Source organism: Mycobacterium sp. THU-M104 (assembly GCF_049197365.1).
Taxonomy (GTDB): domain Bacteria; phylum Actinomycetota; class Actinomycetes; order Mycobacteriales; family Mycobacteriaceae; genus Mycobacterium.
Genome location: NZ_JBMIOP010000185.1, coordinates 1 through 14,906, shown reverse-complemented (window position 1 = coordinate 14,906; position 14,906 = coordinate 1). Strand labels below are relative to the sequence as shown.

The following is a 14,906-nucleotide window of genomic DNA, read 5'->3' as shown; positions in this document are numbered from 1 at the left end:
GAGTGGGCAGGCGCAGGCCACCTCGTACGACACGATGGGGCAGATGAATCAGGCGTTCCGCAATATCGTGAACATGCTGCACGGGGTGCGGGACGGGCTGATCCGTGACGCCAACAACTACGAGCAGCAAGAGCAGGCTTCTCAGCACCTCCTGGGCAGCTAGCGTCCCTGATCCCGCAAACTTTCAAGACCTTCACACGTGTAAGGAGATAAGCAATGAGCATCAATTATTCGTTCGGGGATGTGGACGCTCACGGCGCCACGATCCGCGCGCAGGCGGCGTCGTTGGAGGCCGAGCACCAGGCGATCGTTCGTGATGTGCTGGCCGCCGGTGACTTCTGGGGTGGTTCGGGTTCGGTGGCCTGCCAGGAGTTCATCACGCAGTTGGGTCGCAACTTCCAGGTGATCTACGAGCAGGCCAACGCCCACGGGCAGAAGGTGCAAAGCGCCGGTTCCAACATGGCCAGCACCGACTCGGCCGTCGGTTCCAGCTGGGCCTGAGTTAGCCAACGGTCGGGGCGGGCGCACCGCTCCCTGGCGCGCCCGCCCCGACCACCGTTTCGCCGCCGCCCCGGGCTTCCAGAGTCCGGGGCGGCGGTGTCTTTCCAGTTCGCTGGTCGGCGCGGTCGGCCGGCTCAACTCTCAGAACCGGCCGCCTCCGCCCATGAAGTCGCCGTCGGACGATCCGCCTGGGCCTGCAGAGCCCCAGGACGATCCTGCAGAGCCGCCGAACGACGTGGGGCTCCAGCCGCCGAAGCCACCCCGCATGCCTCCGCTGAGGACGTCGCCGATGATGATCCCGCCCAGCATCGCTCCCGTGTCGCTGCTGCGGCGCGTGTAGGCCTGCTGAGCGGACTGCACGTCTGCGCTGGCCAGCGCCTGCGCGTCGACGGCCAGCGCAGATGCCGCGTTGGCGTGTGAGATCGCCTCGGACGGGTCGTCCGCACGCTTGTCGTGGGCGGTCTGCAGGCGCCGCTTGGCTTCGGCGAGCCGGGTGCGTGCCTCGGGTCCGACGCTGCCCCGGCGGGTGTCCACGTACTCCGACACCGCATGAACGCGCGACTCCGCGGTGAACATCGCCTGCTCGAGCGAGCGGGCGAGCCGTTGGGCGTTGGCCTGCTCTTCGGCCACGGTGTCCAGCAGTCCGTGCAGGTCGGCGTCGGCCCTGGACAGTCGGGCGACGGCGCTCAGCGGGTCCGCGGAGCCGGCGCCGCGGGCATTGTCGAGGGCCCTGGTCGCCGCGTCACGCGCGGCGACCAGGGCGCCGGCGTGGGGCGATTTGCCGTTCGGTGTCTTCTGCAGTTGATCGTTGGCGCGCTGGATGCCGGCCTGGACGTCGGAGACGGCCGACGGGAGTTCATCGATGGCGTGCCGGATGTCGTTGGCGGCTCCGTCCACCGCGTCGAGCAGCGCGCGGGCCTGCCCGAGCGCCGCCTCGGCGGCGCGGACCGCGTCCACCAGGGCGCTCTGCTGACCGGCGACCGCCTTCATGGCAGATTCGCGGGCCGCGCCGATGGTGCGGTCGGCGAAAGCCAGTCGCTCCTTGGCGGCCGCGACATTGCCGGACACCGATGTCAGCGCCGCGGCGTCGAATTCGTTGTGCAGGGCGGCGAGCCGTTGTTCGGCCGGGACAACGCGGGCGGTGAGTTCGACGTAGCGGCGCGTCATCCCGTCCAGCCGCGAGGGCGCGTTGATCACCAGGTCCCGCAGCTTCTCGAACTCTTCGGTCTGTGATGCGAGCTCGCGGTCGGCTCGCGCCGCCGACACGATGACCAGGGTGAGTAGCTCCCGGCGCTCCTGCGGCGTCTCCGGTGTGGCGTCGTCGAGCTGTTGGCGCACGGTGAACGCCTGGCTCAGCGCCGCTCGGGCGTTGTCAACCGCGCGGCTGAAGGGTGCGGTCCGCTCTGCGCCGAATTCGTCGATCGCCAGGGCGAGTTCGTTGGAGCTGGTGCGCAGCGCGTTGTCGACGTCGACGACCATCGAGCGGGACAGGTCGTCGAGGGCGTCGAGGGGGACCGTGGCCAGCGCGTCGGCGTCGGTCGGATCCCTCCGCCGGGCCGCGGCGAATTCCGCGGCGCGGCGGCGGCTGCGGCGGAAACGCATCACGACCAGCAGTACGGTCACGGCGCCTGCGACGACGGCCAGCCCCACCAGCAGCATCAACGGACCCGACGGCGTGGGCTTCGTGTCGAGTCCGTCGGCGGCCGCGACTGCGGCGCCGCTCCAGTCGTTGTCGTGCAGCGCGGGTTCGATCTTGTCGCGCCGCAGGGCGTCGACCTGTTTCGCGTCGATGCTCGTGACCGTGGCCGGCACCAGGAAGGCGTAGGCCCTGCTGTTCGTCGCCACGGCCAGCAGGGCGTCATTGTCGCCCAGCTCGCTGCGGCGGTAGGTGAGCTGGGCCCAACTCGCGGCGCTCTGATCGGAGAAACTGTCGACGTAGACCACCCATAACCGGATGTGGCGGTCGGTGTAGAGCGTGTCGACGGCCGATATCACCGCGGCGCGCCCGGCGCCCGACAGGGCGCCCGCATCGTCGGTGACGTAGCCCGCCAGCCGCTGCGGTGGTTGCGCGGCGGCAGGGGGTGCCAGTGTCATCCCGGCGCCGAGAATCGCCACGATCACGCCGAGCAGCCGAGCGGTGCGCATAAGTCAATCTAGCCCGGGCCTGTGGCGAAACAGCCCGGCAAAGGCCGGGCCCAACCCGGCGTTGCCTGGCAGACTGTGCCTCGGTGATCACGAATCAGCATGACCCCTACGACGACGTCGACCGTCAGCGGCGGGTAACCGAAGCGCCGAAGACGGCGGGCCTGCCAGGGACGGAAGGACAGCACCGCAGCGACTTCGCCCGGGACCGGGCCCGGGTGCTGCACAGCGCGGCGCTGCGCCGGTTGGCCGACAAGACGCAGGTGGTCGGGCCACGCGAAGGTGACACCCCCCGAACCCGGTTGACGCATTCGCTGGAGGTCGCCCAGATCGGGCGGGGGATGGCGGTCGGGCTGGGCTGCGACCTCGAACTCGTCGAGATGGCCGGCCTTGCCCACGACATCGGCCACCCGCCCTACGGCCACAACGGCGAGCGCGCGCTCGACGAGCTGGCGGCCGCTTGCGGTGGTTTCGAGGGCAACGCCCAGAACTTCCGGATCCTCACCAGGCTCGAGCCCAAAGTGCTTGATGCACAAGGTGACAGCGCGGGGCTCAACCTGACCCGGGCGGCTCTGGACGCGGTGACGAAATATCCGTGGATTCGCGCGACGGGGCGGCGCAAGTACGGCTTCTACGAGGAGGACCGCAAGCTGGCGGCCTGGGTGCGCGCCCGCGCGCCCGCGGATCAGGTGTGCCTGGAAGCCCAGGTCATGGACTGGGCTGACGACGTCGCCTATTCCGTGCACGACGTCGAGGACGGCGTCGTGTCCCAGCGCATCGATCTGCGCGTGCTGGCCGATGACGACGAGGCCGCCGCGCTGGCACAACTGGGAGAGAGCGAATTCGTGCGGGTCAGCGCCGACGACTTCATGGCGGCCGCCCACAGACTTTCGACGCTGCCGGTGGTCGCCGCGGTCGGCAAGTACGACGCGACGCTGGCGGCCGCGGTCGCACTCAAGCGCCTGACCAGTGAGCTGGTGGGACGGTTCGCCTCGGCCGCGATCGCGACCACACGCGCCGCGGCGGGCCCCGGACCGCTGGTGCGCTACCAGGCTGATCTGCAGGTGCCCGACGTGGTTCGCGCCGAGGTCGCCCTGCTGAAGATCCTGGCGCTGCAGTTCATCATGTCCGATCCGCGGCATCTGGACGCCCAGGCCCGGCAGCGCGAGCGCATTGCGCGGGTGGCGCAGTGGTTGCATTCGGGTGCGCCGCGCACACTAGACCCGATGTTTGCCGCCGCGTTCACCGCTGCCGACGACGACCGCGCCCGGTTCCGCGTCGTCGTCGACCAGATCGCGTCCTACACCGAGGGACGGCTGGAGCGCATCGACACCGGCCAGGTCGGCTTTTAGCGGACGACGGCGGCGTCGCCGCGGGGACTACCAGGCGCCGGGGCGCACCGGGAAGCCTGCCGGCGGCGACCTGACGGCGCTCGGGGTGTGTTGGGAAGGCTCGGCCCACCTGGTGACCGTTACCGACGCGGTCAGCCGCGACGACCAGATGTCTGTCTCGGTACCCCGGACCGGGCCTTAAACTAGCCGAATGTCCAGTCCGGTGGGTTCGGCGAATGCGGGCCGCCCGCAGGGCCGGGCCCGGATTCCCGACCGCGACATCGCCGCCGTCCGCGAACGGGTCCGCATCGAGGAGGTCGTTGGCGACTACGTCCAGCTGCGCAACGCCGGCGCCGATTCGCTGAAAGGGCTGTGCCCCTTCCACGACGAGAAGTCGCCGTCTTTTCACGTACGCCCCAACCACGGCCATTTCCACTGCTTCGGCTGCGGCGAAGGTGGCGACGTGTACGCGTTCGTGCAGAAGATCGAGCACGTCAGCTTCGTGGAGGCCGTCGAACTGCTCGCCGACCGCGTCGGGTTCACGATCAGCTACACCGGCCCGGCCACCAGCGTGCAGCGCGACCGCGGCACCCGCAGCAGGCTCGTCGGGGCCAACGCGGCCGCCGCGGAATTCTATGCGGCGGCGCTGGAGTCCGACGAGGCCGCGCCGGCGCGCAGCTATCTGACGGAACGCAACTTCGACGCCGAGGCGGCCCGCCGTTTCGGCTGCGGATTCGCCCCCTCGGGCTGGGACGCTCTGACAAAACACTTGCAGCGCAAGGGTTTCGACTTCAAGGAGTTGGAGGCCGCGGGTCTGTCCCGGCAGGGGCGGCGCGGACCGATGGACCGTTTCCACCGGCGGCTGCTGTGGCCGATCCGGACCTCGGCCGGTGAGGTGATCGGGTTCGGCGCCCGGCGGATCTTCGACGACGACCCGATGGAAGCCAAGTACATCAACACCCCCGAGACTTTGCTGTACAAGAAGTCGTCGGTGTTGTTCGGCATCGACCTCGCCAAGCGGGACATCGCCAAGGGACACCAGGCCGTCGTCGTCGAGGGCTACACCGACGTCATGGCGATGCACCTGTCCGGGGTCACCACTGCCGTGGCGTCGTGCGGCACCGCGTTCGGCGACGAGCACCTGGGGATGCTGCGTCGGCTGATGATGGACGACAGCTTCTTTCGCGGCGAGCTGATCTACGTGTTCGACGGCGACGCGGCCGGCCGGGCCGCGGCGCTCAAGGCCTTCGACGGCGAGCAGAACCTGGCCGGGCAGTCGTTCGTCGCGGTGGCCCCCGATGGCTTGGATCCCTGCGACCTGCGGCTGCAGTCCGGCGACGGCGCGCTGCGCGACTTGGTGGCCCGGCGCACCCCTCTGTTCGAGTTCGCGATCCGCACCGCGCTCGCCGAGACGGATCTCGACAGCGCCGAGGGCAGGGTCGGCGCGCTGCGCCGCTGCGTGCCGATGGTGGCCCAGATCAAGGACCCCACACTGCGCGACGAGTACGCTCGCCAGCTCGCCGGATGGGTCGGCTGGGACGACGTCGCTCAGATCATCGACCGGGTCCGGCGTCAGGCCAAGCAGCCCAAGGCCGCGGCCCGCGGGGGCCGACAGGCTCCCGGGGCCGTCGGTAGGCGCGGCCAGGCTGCTGCGACTCCTGTACCGGCCGAGCCCCGGGAGATGGGAGCCACCCGTCCTGACCCGAGCGACCCGACGTTGTGGGAGCAGCGTGCGGCACTACGAGCGGCGCTGCAGTACCCGGTACTGGCCGGTCCGGTATTCGACACGCTGACCGTAGAGTGCTTCACTCATCCCGGTTACGCAGCGGTGCGTGCGGCAATTGAGGCGGCAGGCGGCACCTCGACGGGCGTCACCGGCGCGGAGTGGATTGACGCGGTGCGCAAGCAGACCACATCGGCCCTGACCGCCGGCCTGATCAACGAGCTCGGGGTCGAACCGATGCCGACCGATGAAGAGAAGCTACCGCGTCACATCACCGCGGTGCTCGCGCGGCTCCAGGCGGTCTGGATGGGCCGGCAGATCGCCGACGTGAAGTCCCGGCTGCAGCGCATGTCACCCATCGAGCAGGGCGACGAATACCACGAACTGTTCGGCGACCTGGTCGCCCTTGAAGCTTACCGGCGCAGCCTGCTGGAACAGGCTAGCGGCGACGATCAGGCCGGGTGAGGACCTCGTCATCCGTCCGCTCCGGCCCGCGTTCGAGGATGGCGGTCTCGGCGTCGATTGCGGTCAGCGCCACGAATCCGGCATCGGGGGAGATGCGATTGGCGACCTTGCGCCGTCCGCCCTCGATCATCGACCTGACCACCGGGCTGCCTGTCAGCGCGCGATACGTGCCGGTGATCTGTTCGTAGCGACGGTGCCCGGCTTTCGTGCCCAGCACGTAACCCAGGCCGAGTACCACGGCATACCCGATCAAAGCGTTCCTCCCGACGACTCACTGACCCCTCCATCCTGCCTCACCCGGTGGAGTGCCCGCGCGGCCGATCTTCTGCGCCGAGCACCCGCGGGTTGGTCCCTCTGGTTGGGTGCGGGTGCCCCGGTACGCTAGAGTCGTCCCGCGATCAGTCCCCTGTAGCTCAACTGGCAGAGCATTCGGCTGTTAACCGAACGGTTGGAGGTTCGAGTCCTCCCGGGGGAGCAACGCTCCTGCTAGTGGTCTCGCCCGTAAGTTCGTCGGGCCCGTTCGCTGGGGTGTACAGACTGCGGTGGCAGCGCCGAAACGCGAAAAAAGTAGCGCTGAGCACAGTCTCGACGCCGCCAGCGCAGACTCGGCACCACCGGCTTGGACCTAGACCCCCGACGAACTTACGGGCGAGACCACTAGCCGGGGTGTCCACGGCTGTTGCGAACCGGGTAAAGAGGTAGGCGTGACTACTCCGGCGGGCAATCCACGCGTTCCCCTGTCGATCGGTGACCTGGCCAAACGGCTTTTTCTGGGGAAGCCGCTGATCACCGAGGACCTGTCATCGGAGAGATTGTCGAACCCCGTTGCGCTCGGTGCGCTTTCACCCGACGCGATCTCGTCGACCGCCTACGGCCCCGAGCAGATTCTGGTGGAGCTGCTGCCGCATGCCGGGCTGGCCGCGTTCGTGTTGCTGCTTCCCATCACCGGCGTCATCCTGGTGATCCTGGTGCTGGTGGCCGCGTCGTACCGGCAGGTCGTGATGGCCTACACACGGGCGGGCGGCTCCTATGTGGTGGCGCGGGAGAACTTCGGACCCCGGGTCGCGCAGGTTGCCGCGGCGGCGCTGCTGATCGACTACGTGGTCACGGTGGCGGTGCAGACGGCGGCGGGCACCGTGGCGGTGGTGTCGGCCATCCCCGCGCTGAGCTCGTACAGCCTGGCGATCACGGTGGCCGTGGTGCTCATGATGTGCTTCGCGAACCTGCGCGGATTGCGGGAAGCCGGCCGGGGATTCGCCGCGGCCACTTACGCGTTCGTGGTCATGATGACGCTGTTGATCGTGGTCGGTGTGATTCGCGCGATCTTCGGAGGACTGCAGACCTACGATCCCCAGCACATCCAGGGCGCGGTGCCGCTCCATCAGGGCAACGGGCTGGTGATGGGCGCGACGGTCCTGGTGTTGCTGCGCGCGTTCGCCAACGGCGGGTCCTCGCTGACCGGCGTCGAGGCGATCTCCAACACCGTCAACGTCTTTCCGAAGCCGCAGGGCGTCAACGCGCGCCGGGTGCTCACCACCATGGCGTGCGTTCTGGGTTTTCTGCTTGCCGGGTTGTCCTTCCTGGCGTATGCCACTCACGCCACGCCCTACGTGTCCGAATACCCGTCGATGTTGTCCGAGGTCGCCCGCGCGGTCTTCGGTCACGGGATGATCGGTGATGCGCTGTTCATGCTGCTGCAGGTGTCGACCGCGGCCATCCTGTTCACCGGCGGCAACACCAGTTTCAACGGATTCCCGGCGCTGGCCAGCTTCGTCGCCGAGGACCGCTTCCTGCCAAGGCAACTCACGAAACGCGGCTACCGGCTGGTGTTCTCCAACGGCATCGTCATGCTCACCGCGCTGTCGGTGGCATTACTGGTGGCGACCGGCGGCTCGGTGGGGGCACTGGTCCCGTTCTACGCGATCGGCGTGTTCACCGGCTTTTCGATGGCCGGCTACGGGATGACCAGACACCATCTGACCCACCGCGCTCCGGGCTGGCGGAAGCGCTTGGCGATCAACCTGTCCGCGGGGATCCTATCCACGGTCGTGGTCGGCATCTTCGCGGTGGCCAAGTTCACCGAGGGCGCGTGGCTGGTGGTCGTCGTCTTCCCGGTGCTGGTGTTCGTGCTCGTCCGGCTCAACCGCGAATATCGTTCCGAGGCAGCAATTCTCGAGATGTTCCGCACCGACCGCCCCGAGCTGATGAAGTATGCGCGGCACCGGGTGTTCGTGTTCGTCGACTCGGTGGACCTGGCGGTGATCGAAGCGTTGCGCTACGGCCGGGGGCTGCGGGCCGACGAGCTGACCGCGGTCCACTTCATGGTCGACGGGGCCCACGCCGCGCAACTGCGGAAGCGATGGGAACACTTCGAACTCGACACGCCGCTGCGAATCGTGGACGTCCCGGACCGGCGCGTCACCCGGGCCGCTCAGGTGTTCGTCGCCGACGCCCGCGACGAACACCCGGACACCAACGTGACGGCGCTCTTACCGCGCCGGACATTCGCCCGGCTGGCGGGCCGGCTGCTGCATGACCGCACCGCGGACAAGATCGCGCAGGCCCTCAGCCTCATTCCGGACGCGGCGGCCACGATCGTTCCCTACGATGTGGCATCGCGCATCAAGCAGGCCTATCCCGACGCACTCGAGCAGCGGCTCGCACACGAGATCGACAAGGTGCGGGCGTGGGTGATTCAGGGCGACGAGGAGCAGCTCGAGGCCTACGCGCACCCGGGGCGGCCGCCGTCGGTGGTCACGGTGGCCGGCCTGATTCCGGGGCAGCGTGGGACTGTCGAGGGCCGGGTGAGCGAGGTCCAGGACATCAGCGAACGCGGGCGGACGCTGCGGCGGTGCGTCGTCGGCGACAGCAGCGGGGAGCTGACCGTCATGTTCCGTTCCGGCCGTGGGGGTGCGGACATCGAGCCCGGTCAGCTGCTGCGGATCACCGGCAAGGCGCGCCAGAGTGCCATCCAGAGTGCCGACCGGCGGATCGCAATGGTCGACCCGGCATATCACGTGATCGACGAGCCGGCGCAGGCCGGCGAATCGGACGGCGGCGAACAGCCGGGCTGAACGCGGTCACCCGCCGTAGGGCGGGCGTGGCATCCTGAAACGCCGGCGCCCGTTGCGCAGGACGACGGTGGCGGCGGGTTCGGACCTTCCGGACGGCAGGCCGCCCACCAGGTTCGACGGCTGCTGCGCCGCCGCTGCCGGGACCGCGCCGAACCCGTGGTCGGACACGGCGACCGGCCGAACCGCCGCGCCGTCTGCGGGATTGGCCGAAAGCCAGCTCGGCGGAACCGACAGTTTTCCCACCGGCGCCGCCTGGCCGACCGCCGCCAGCACCGGGCCGCGACCGCCCACCGCGCCGACCCCTTTGGCGGCCTCTTCGGCGGCCGCTTTGGCGGCGATCTTGGCCAGCTGACGGTCGCGCAGAATCAAACCGGTCTGGTAGTGGCCCGCCGAGAACGTGGTGTAGGGAATCTCGTACATGATCCTTAACGGGCCGACCAGTATGTCGAGGTAGGAGAAGGCGGTGACCACGGGTGTGGACCCCAACAAAGCTGCCGGATTCGCTGTCGTCGCGTTCGTTGACATCCCCGTCGCCAGGGTCTGCAGCTGGTTCGGCAGAGCCGATATCAGCTCGGCCAGGGTGGTCTGAGTTTCTCCGGCCGAGGTTCCGGTGGTCTTTGTCACCGCGGTGGCCTGTTCGCCGGGGCCTGCCGCGGTCGTGGTTTGTGGTGGCTGGGTGAACGGCGCCAGAACGGTCGAGGCCGACGACGACGCGGCATAGACGTACATCGCGGCGGCATCCTGGGCCCACATCTCGGCGTACTGTGCCTCGGTGGCCGCGATGGCCGGCGTGTTCTGGCCGAAGAAGTTGGTCGCCACCAGCACGGCCAACTGAATACGGTTGGTGGCCAACACTTCCGGCGGGACTGTGGCGGCGAAGGCGGCCTCGAAGGCGGCCGCGGCGGCGCGTGCCTGGCCGGCGGTCTGCTCGGCTTGTGCCGCCGTTGTCGTCGCCCAGGCGACGTGGGGCGCTACCGCGCCGGCCATTGCCAACGCGGCGCCACCGGACCAGAGTCCTTGTAGCTCAACAAGTGCCGAAGCGTACCCGGCCGCGTAGGACTCCAGTTGTGCGGCCAGCGCGTCCCAGGCCGACGCGGCCGTCATCATCGGCGCCGAACCCGGCCCGGAATACATTCGTGCCGAGTTGATCTCGGGCGGCAGCGCCCCGAAATCGAACATCGGCATTCCTTTCTCGACCGTCCGTCAAGAAGCACCCCGGGACCTCGGGGCGGGTTAACTCAGCGTTGAGGTGGTGGGCTGGCTGCTATCCGCCGAGGGAGGGGCGGGGCATGGTGAACTTGCGCGGCCCCACCCGCAGCGTGTTGTTGACCGTGGAACCCGATACCACGCTCGACTTGGTGCCCGTGCCGGCTGCGGGCACGCCGTTCCACATGTTGGTCGCGGGAGTCACTTCCTCCCAGGAGGGGCCCCCGCTGATGTCGGAGTCCGAGAGCCAGAGCGGTTCGGCGACGGTGGTGGCCGACGGGTTCGTCGTCGCCCAGCTCTGCGGGACCGACAATTTGCCCAGTGTGCCGGCAGTGCCGGCACTGGCGGCCACCGGTGTGGGCACGTGTCCCAAACCCGCGGCGGCGGCGCCGGACGCGGCCCCCTTGGCCCCCCCGATTGCGGACGGGAGGGAGGAGCCGCCCTGCAGCCCGACACGCTGCAGCCCGGTCCCGAAGCTTCCGCCGGACGTGACCGTGCGGCTCAGGCCGGCGCCGAGGTCCACCGGCGCGGTGAGGGTGTTGAACGCGTCGAAGGCGGTGAGTATCGATAGATCCCCTACCCCCTGTGCGGGGTTCGCGGACCCCGCGGAGGCGAGGGACTGCAGCTGTCGGGGCACGCTCGAGATCAGTTGCGACAGGCTCGTCTGGGCGTTGCCCGCCGCCGCGTTGCCCGTGCTCTGGGCCACCGCGGCGGCCTGGGCGGGCTGCGCGGTGGCGCTGGTGGTCTGCGGCGGCGGGCCGAACCGGCTCAGCGTGGTGGCGGCCGACGAGGAAGCCGCGTAGTTGTACATCGCCTCGGCATCCTGGGCCCACATCTGCTCGTATTGCGCCTCGGTGGCCGCGATCTGCGCGGCGTACTGCCCGAAGACGTTGTTGGCGAGCAATCTCGACAACTGGGTGCGGTTGGCCGTGACCAGCGGCGGTGGCACCGTCGCGGCGAACGCCGTCTCGTAGGCCGCGGCGGCCGCGCGCGCCCGGCTGGCGGCCTCCTCGGCGTTGGCCCCGGCCGTCGCGACCCACGCCACATAGGGTGTGACCGCGGTGCTCATCGCTTCCGATGCGCCGCCGGACCAGCTCTCGCCCTGCAGCACGGCGATCGCCGACGAGTAGCCGCGCGACACCGACTCCAGGCCGTTGGCCAGCACGTCCCAGGCCGCGGCGGCGGCCATCATGGGACCCGAGCCGCTACCGGCATACATCCGTGCCGAATTGATCTCCGGCGGCAGTGCCCCGAAGTCCAGCATCAGTGTTCCCCGCTCGCGCGCGGCGCGTCAGCGTCGGCCCGGGGCAAAGGCACCTCGTGGGGCGGGCACGAGGAAAATCGAGAAGATCGAACGTCCACTTGTGCTCCTCCGGGTCACCGCGGCTGCTGCATCATTGAGCAGCCGTACACTCACTGTTCCGAAGGGACCGTTGGCGGGTCGACGGTGACGCGCATTTGTGGCGGGCCCCACCGCCAGCATGCCTTGCCAGGTCAGGGTACCTCGTGAGGCGGGAGGCACTCTTCCTGCTGAGGCAAAGCTTCCGTACTTCACTGCTCGTAGCGACCAACATTGCACGTAGTAACTATTAATGCCAGTAGAGACCACCCGGGATTGCCCGGCAACGTCCAATGGCCGATGTACAGGAGATTGCCAGCTAACTTCATCGCTATATCCAGTTGACCGCGAGCGGTCTGTTACCCAGGGCGTCGTCGGTGGAACGGCGGTGGCGGCGGACCGGCCCTGGCAAGGCGTTGGGGAGGCGTTGGGGAGGCGTTGGGGAGGCGTTGTCCCACATCACTATCCGCATCACTATCCGCACTCTCCGGGAACCGGGGCTCTCCGCGAACCGGCCGCTGTGCCGGGGAGGATCGTTGCCGTCGGCAGGCGGGATGGCCCGTTACACATGCCGGATCCATCTGCGGCCGATGCGTGTTCGACGCACCGCGGCGATCTCCGCGTGGATCTCCTCGTGAATCCGCTGCGTGGATCGCTGCGTGGATCGATGTGGGCGGAAAACAGGGAGGCGGGTTGGACGCATTTCGAGCCGGGGCCGTTCCCATGACGACGATTTGCTAGTCTCGGGTGTTCTCACTGGAGCCGAAGACGCTTTGTGAGCTTTCGCGGACGTGGCCAGGTAATCATGTTCTCGGATCGGTCACAGCGTGGCCGGCTGGACGTCTCGACGAAATTAACTGAGGATATCCTGTACATCGGCCGATCCGCGTTGTCGGGGCGCGGTGGTTGGGATTAACTGTCGATCAGTGAAGTGTGTCGCCGAGACGGTGCATCCGAACGTGTCCCGCAAGGTTTTGCGGACGGTGTCCGAAACGGGTCGACGCACTGTGGCGCCGGGCCCGCCACGATCGCGCGTCAATGTCGACCGCCAGTAGGTCCTAGGTCCTGTAGCACAGACCGGTAACCGGCCGACCGATGACGATCGGCCGGGTGTGACGCGGAGGGCAACAAGTGTCAGCTGATGTCTCGTGTCGTTTCTCGCCCCTGGATGAGCACCAGTCGGGTGGGGTGCGCGCCGAACACGATGTTTCTCTCCCGCGCGGTTGGCCGCGCGGTTGGCCGCCAACCAAATGATAGAACTGCCAGGTTTTTTCGGAGTGCAAGCCCCGTAGCGCCGACAAGCCCACCGACACGCCCACTGCACGGTAGCCGCTCGCTGCGCGAGGAGTGGTCGCTTGTCGCCCGAGGCTGTGAAAGGCCCGACATTGTGAAAGGAACATTGTGAAAGGTGAGTACCGCATGGCAAGTACGCGTCGCATCCTGGACTGGGATCCAGAAGACGCCGTGGCCTGGAGTGCCGGTAACAGCCGCATCGCCCGCCGCAACCTGATCTGGTCGATCGTGACCGCGCACGTGGCTTTTTCGGTCTGGTACCTCTGGTCGGTCATGGTGCTGTTCATGCCGCATGACGTGTACGGTTTCAGCACCGGCGACAAGCTGCTGCTGGGCGCTACCGCATCCCTGGTCGGAGCGGTCGCCCGCATCCCTTATGCGATGGCGGGCGCCAGATTCGGCGGCCGCAACTGGGCGGTGTTCTCCTCGGCTGTGCTGCTGATCCCCACGGCCGGCACCATCGTGCTGTTGGCCCATCCCGGTCTGCCGTTGTGGCCGTATCTGGTCTGTGCCGCGCTGACCGGCCTCGGGGGAGCCAATTACTCGGCATCGCTTGCCACCGCGGAAACCTTCTACCCGCAGCGGCTCAAGGGATTCGCGATGGGGCTCACAGGCGGGATCGCCAACCTGGGGTCGGCGGCCATCCAGGCGGTCGGTCTGCTCGTGCTGGCCACCGCGGGTCACGAGGCGCCGTACCTGGTTTGCGCGGTCTACCTGGTGCTGCTGGCCCTGGGCGGGTTCGGTGCGGCGCTGTTCATGAACAACCTGCATTACCGCATCGACATGAGCCACCTCAAAGAGGTCCTCAAGGTCGGCGACTCGTGGAGCGTTGCGATGCTATATCTGATCTGCTCTGGTTCGTTCATCGGTTTCGCCTTCGCCTTCGGGCAGGTGTTGCAGCACAACTTCGTCGCCAGTGGCCAGAGCCACGGGCAGGCGTCACTGCATGCCGCCGAGATCGCTTTCATCGGGCCGATGCTCGGTTCGGTGGCGCGCGTGTACGGCGGCAAGTTGAGCGATCGTTTCGGTGGCGGCCACGTCGCCCTGACCTTACTGTCCTGCATGATTCTTGGCGGCGGGTTCCTGGTGGCCGTCAGCACCCACGACGACCTCACCCGCGGCGACGGCGATCCCGTGACGGGCTTCACGCTTGCTGGCTACATCATCGGCTTCATCGGGCTGTTCATCTTCTCCGGTGCCGGCAAGGGTGCCGTTTACAAACTGATCCCGGCGATATTCGACATACGCAGCCGCCAACTGGACGTCAGCGATGTCGAACGCCGCCTCTGGGTACGGGTGAGGTCGGGCACCCTGATCGGGTTCGCCGGCGCGTTCGGCGCGCTCGGGGGCGTGGGGATCAACCTGGTGCTGCGGCAGTCCTACGACCGCGCCGGTACCGAGACGCCCGCGTTCTGGATCTTCCTGGGGTGCTACATCGCCGCCGCCGTGCTGGCGTGGGCGCGTTACGTACGACCGCACGACAACCACGACAACCAGGTGGTGGCACCGCCGGTGGTGCCGGTCCAGACCCGCGCGGAAGTGCCGGTCAACACCTGACATCTTCGTCGCCCTGACCCCTGCCGCCGGGAATTCCTCTTCCAGACAGCAGGCGAGACGGCACGTCGACACGGCACGTCAACACAGCGCAGGGGCCGAGGAGACATGGTCCCACTCGGCCCCTGCGCTTGACAGGCTGTGCGCTTGACAGGCTGTGCGCTTGACAGGCTGTTACGCCTCCTGCAGGAAGCGTTCTGTGACCTCTGGTCCGGTGGAATGCAGCTGGATGGAAAGCTGCAGGAGTTTGTCTTTTGCTTGCTTGGGCAGTAGTTCGA

Annotated in this window: 10 protein-coding genes and 1 tRNA gene; 7 read left to right on the top strand and 4 right to left on the bottom strand. The window is 68.2% G+C overall.

The window, feature by feature from the left end:
- Both ACOJVU_RS14755 and ACOJVU_RS14750 read left to right on the top strand, forming a co-directional pair.
- On the top strand, positions 1-163 hold a 163-nt coding region (locus ACOJVU_RS14755; protein ID WP_421530457.1), incomplete at its 5' end, for a WXG100 family type VII secretion target.
- A 53-nt stretch (positions 164-216) separates the two neighbouring features.
- Positions 217-501, top strand: a complete 285-nt coding sequence (locus ACOJVU_RS14750; RefSeq protein WP_421530456.1) for a WXG100 family type VII secretion target — start codon at positions 217-219, stop codon at positions 499-501.
- A gap of 141 nt (positions 502-642) precedes the next feature.
- Here ACOJVU_RS14750 and ACOJVU_RS14745 read toward each other — a convergent pair whose 3' ends face one another.
- A complete protein-coding gene (locus ACOJVU_RS14745; protein ID WP_421530455.1) occupies positions 643-2,646 on the bottom strand; it encodes a TPM domain-containing protein in 2,004 nt (667 codons plus the stop codon).
- An 83-nt stretch (positions 2,647-2,729) separates the two neighbouring features.
- Here ACOJVU_RS14745 and ACOJVU_RS14740 point away from each other — a divergent pair, with 83 nt between their 5' ends.
- Together ACOJVU_RS14740 and dnaG are read left to right on the top strand one after the other, a co-directional pair.
- On the top strand, positions 2,730-3,995 hold the full coding sequence (locus ACOJVU_RS14740; protein ID WP_421530454.1) for a deoxyguanosinetriphosphate triphosphohydrolase: 1,266 nt from the start codon (positions 2,730-2,732) through the stop codon (positions 3,993-3,995).
- A gap of 190 nt (positions 3,996-4,185) precedes the next feature.
- Entirely contained in the window at positions 4,186-6,162 is a 1,977-nt protein-coding gene (gene dnaG, locus ACOJVU_RS14735; protein WP_421530453.1) for a DNA primase, read from the top strand.
- Here the strand turns inward: dnaG and ACOJVU_RS14730 are convergent.
- The gene (locus tag ACOJVU_RS14730; RefSeq protein WP_421530452.1) at positions 6,137-6,415 is read right to left on the bottom strand and encodes a hypothetical protein; all 279 of its coding nucleotides are present in this window, start codon (positions 6,413-6,415) and stop codon (positions 6,137-6,139) included. The two genes, dnaG and ACOJVU_RS14730, sit on opposite strands and share 26 nt — an antisense overlap.
- Positions 6,416-6,564: 149 nt before the next feature.
- Here ACOJVU_RS14730 and ACOJVU_RS14725 point away from each other — a divergent pair.
- Positions 6,565-6,637: transfer RNA gene (locus tag ACOJVU_RS14725), tRNA-Asn, on the top strand.
- A 229-nt stretch (positions 6,638-6,866) separates the two neighbouring features.
- Positions 6,867-9,236 carry an amino acid permease gene (locus ACOJVU_RS14720; RefSeq protein ID WP_421530451.1) on the top strand — a complete coding sequence of 790 codons (2,370 nt, stop codon included), beginning with the start codon at positions 6,867-6,869 and terminating at the stop codon, positions 9,234-9,236.
- A 6-nt stretch (positions 9,237-9,242) separates the two neighbouring features.
- On the opposite strand, the gene ACOJVU_RS14715 is transcribed toward ACOJVU_RS14720, so the two are convergent.
- Together ACOJVU_RS14715 and ACOJVU_RS14710 are read right to left on the bottom strand one after the other, a co-directional pair.
- Positions 9,243-10,415 carry a PPE family protein gene (locus ACOJVU_RS14715; protein ID WP_421530450.1) on the bottom strand — a complete coding sequence of 391 codons (1,173 nt, stop codon included), beginning with the start codon at positions 10,413-10,415 and terminating at the stop codon, positions 9,243-9,245.
- A gap of 85 nt (positions 10,416-10,500) precedes the next feature.
- A complete protein-coding gene (locus tag ACOJVU_RS14710; RefSeq protein WP_421530449.1) occupies positions 10,501-11,706 on the bottom strand; it encodes a PPE family protein in 1,206 nt (401 codons plus the stop codon).
- 1,494 nt (positions 11,707-13,200) lie between these two features.
- Between ACOJVU_RS14710 and ACOJVU_RS14705 the strand changes: the two genes are divergently transcribed.
- On the top strand, positions 13,201-14,631 hold the full coding sequence (locus ACOJVU_RS14705) for an MFS transporter (protein ID WP_421530448.1): 1,431 nt from the start codon (positions 13,201-13,203) through the stop codon (positions 14,629-14,631).
- Positions 14,632-14,906: the final 275 nt, after the last annotated feature.